This window comes from Trichococcus sp. (assembly GCF_049589555.1).
In the GTDB taxonomy this organism is placed as follows: Bacteria; Bacillota; Bacilli; order Lactobacillales; family Aerococcaceae; genus Trichococcus.
Genome location: NZ_JBAWAZ010000251.1, coordinates 1 through 2,795 on the forward strand (window position 1 = coordinate 1; position 2,795 = coordinate 2,795).

Annotated in this window: 1 protein-coding gene and 1 pseudogene; both read right to left on the bottom strand. The window is 46.4% G+C overall.

All coding sequences use genetic code 11. The annotated features are described in order from the left end of the window. Positions 1-283: 283 nt before the first annotated feature. Positions 284-2,107 (bottom strand): translation elongation factor 4, encoded by a 1,824-nt coding sequence (lepA, locus tag WBV27_RS09155; RefSeq protein WP_424201393.1) that lies wholly within the window; start codon positions 2,105-2,107, stop codon positions 284-286. A gap of 169 nt (positions 2,108-2,276) precedes the next feature. Beyond that, a pseudogene (locus WBV27_RS09160) lies at positions 2,277-2,795 on the bottom strand (phosphoenolpyruvate carboxykinase (ATP)); the annotation flags it as partial.

Genomic DNA, 2,795 nt, shown 5'->3' on the forward strand with positions numbered 1-2,795 from the left:
GAATTGGATAAGACTTTTGGTTGCTGTCACCTATAATTATTTTTTATGGAGATTCCTAATATTATTAAAAAATATTCCAGAACGAGTTGAATTAACCGGTCTTTTTTGTATTTTTTTAATTTGTAAATTCAAAAAATACATCATTGTTCTCTTTGATCAGATTGCTGAATAGACAAAAAAACTCCCTACCAAATCCAACGCTTTTTTCCGGCGGTGGATTTGGTAGGGAGTTTTATTATTTGTTGCATTATTGATTATTATAAACGTTTGTGCGAGAAGCTTTTTAGTCCTCGTCCATCTTCAGAACGGCCATGAAGGCTTCTTGTGGAACCTCGACAGATCCGACTTGCTTCATCCGCTTCTTACCTTCTTTTTGTTTATCAAGCAATTTGCGTTTACGGGAAATATCCCCGCCGTAACATTTAGCCAGTACGTTTTTGCGCAAAGCTTTGATTGTAGTCCGTGCCAGGATCTTGTTGCCGATCGTCGCTTGGATCGGAACTTCGAACTGTTGGCGTGGAATCAAGCCGCGCAGTTTTTCTGTGATTATCTTTCCGCGGGCATAGGCGAAATCGCGATGCACGATCAAACTCAAGGCATCGACAGCTTCCCCGTTCAAGAGGATATCCATCTTGACCAGTTTGCTTGGGCGGTAGCCGATCAATTCATAATCAAGTGAAGCGTAACCCTTCGTGCTTGATTTCAATCTGTCGAAGAAATCAAAGATGATTTCTGACAGGGGCATTTCATAGACGACATTGACGCGGAAATCATCCAAATAATCCATCGTAATGAAATTGCCGCGTTTCTTCTGGGCGATATCCATGACGGCACCGACATAATCATTCGGCACCATCATGCTTGCTTTGACATACGGTTCTTCGATGCTTTCGATGGTTGTCGCATCGGGCATTTCCGAAGGGTTGTCGATTTCCAAAAATTCGCCATCGGTTTTGTTGACGCGATAAATAACAGATGGTGCTGTCGTGATGATATCCAGATCGAATTCGCGCTCGATCCGTTCCTGGATGACGTCCATGTGCAGCATGCCCAAAAATCCGGTACGGAAACCGAAGCCTAACGCTTGCGATGATTCCGCCTCGAACTGCAAGGAAGCATCGTTCAATTGCAGTTTTTCCAAAGCTTCGCGCAAGTCATTGAAGTCCGATGCATCAACTGGGTAAATACCGCAGTATACCATCGGGTTCATTTTGCGGTAGCCGGCCAAGGCTTCGCTGGCAGGATTGTTCGCCAACGTGATTGTGTCACCGACCTGTGTATCTTGGATCGTTTTGATGCCGGCAGTCAAATAGCCGACGTCCCCGACCATCAAAAAGTCGCGCTTGATCGGTTTCGGAGAGAAAATCCCTACTTCGATGACTTCGTACTCTTTACCGTTCGCCATGAATCTGATCATGTCGCCTGGGCGGACCACACCATTTTTGATCCGGATATTCAGTACGACTCCCCGGTATGGGTCATAGATCGAGTCAAAAACCAAGGCTTGCAAAGGTGCTTCCAGATCACCTTCCGGAGCCGGGATTTTTGCGACGATCTGTTCCAACAGCTCAGGGATGCCCAAGCCGATTTTCGCGCTCGCCAAAACCGCATCGCTGGCATCGATGCCGATGACATCCTCAACCTCAGCCCTGACGCGTTCAGGATCTGCGGCAGGCAAATCGATTTTATTGATGACAGGCACGATTTCCAGGTTGTTGTCCAAAGCCAAATAAACGTTGGCGAGGGTTTGTGCTTCAACCCCTTGCGCCGCATCCACTACCAGAATAGCCCCTTCGCAGGCTGCCAAACTGCGGGATACTTCATACGTAAAGTCGACGTGTCCCGGTGTGTCGATCAGATGGAAGATGTAATCTTCTCCGTCGTCGGCTCTGTAAGTCAATTCGACGGCGTTTAGTTTTATGGTGATGCCTCGTTCTCTTTCGAGGTCCATGGAATCCAATAATTGTGCTTGCATATCACGATCGGCGACTGTATCAGTCATTTGGAGAATTCTATCCGCCAATGTGGATTTCCCATGGTCAATATGGGCAATGATGGAAAAATTTCTTATCTTTTTTTGTCGTTGCTTCATCTCTTCTAAGTTCATTATCGTTGCTCACTTTCTCTGACGTCCATTCGTTCACTTGAAAATTATACCAATCTAAAGCCTTTATGACAAGACGCCGCCTCAGATTGGCAACTCTTTCTCACTTTTGTTTGGATAAAAAGCAAAAAAGAATCCGGAGGCTCCCCACCGGATTCTTTCCCATTGAAACTTAAAAAGCATCAATGATATTTTGCAATGCTTGGATGGATTCATCAGGCAATGGCATGCTCGGATGGACAGCATTGAATTCTTCCAAGAAATCTTCCCGCAGCTGCATGCGTCTTCTCACCAACTTCGTATAGTCTTTGTCTTCAAAATCGGGATTGAAGCCTTCCACCGGCAGATAGCTGAGATGCGGTGCAGCACCGAATGGCACGAATGCTGCTGTGCCATCAACGACACTTTCGATGACGCCTAAAGACACTTCCTTCGGTATTTTTTTTCCCATGAAAAACCCGGTATTGATGATGTAGCAGTCGATCTCTTCGTGAGCCAACAATTCTTTGAAGCCGGCATAATCCTCAACCAACGGATAGACCCGGAACGGATTTGCGAATGGTTCGATGACCAGTGTATCGGTCGACTCGCCTTTCTTAAGTGTTTCCGCAGTCGTGCGTTTCGTTGCCAGCGTCGTACCGAACGTCGCTGCCAAGACCGCATCGTCCACCTTCACCAAAGGCGGCAAAGC

Bases quoted from the DNA above. Each gene is read 5' to 3' on its own strand.
- lepA (WP_424201393.1), bottom strand. From the start codon at position 2,107: ATGAACTTAGAAGAGATGAAGCAACGACAAAAAAAGATAAGAAATTTT.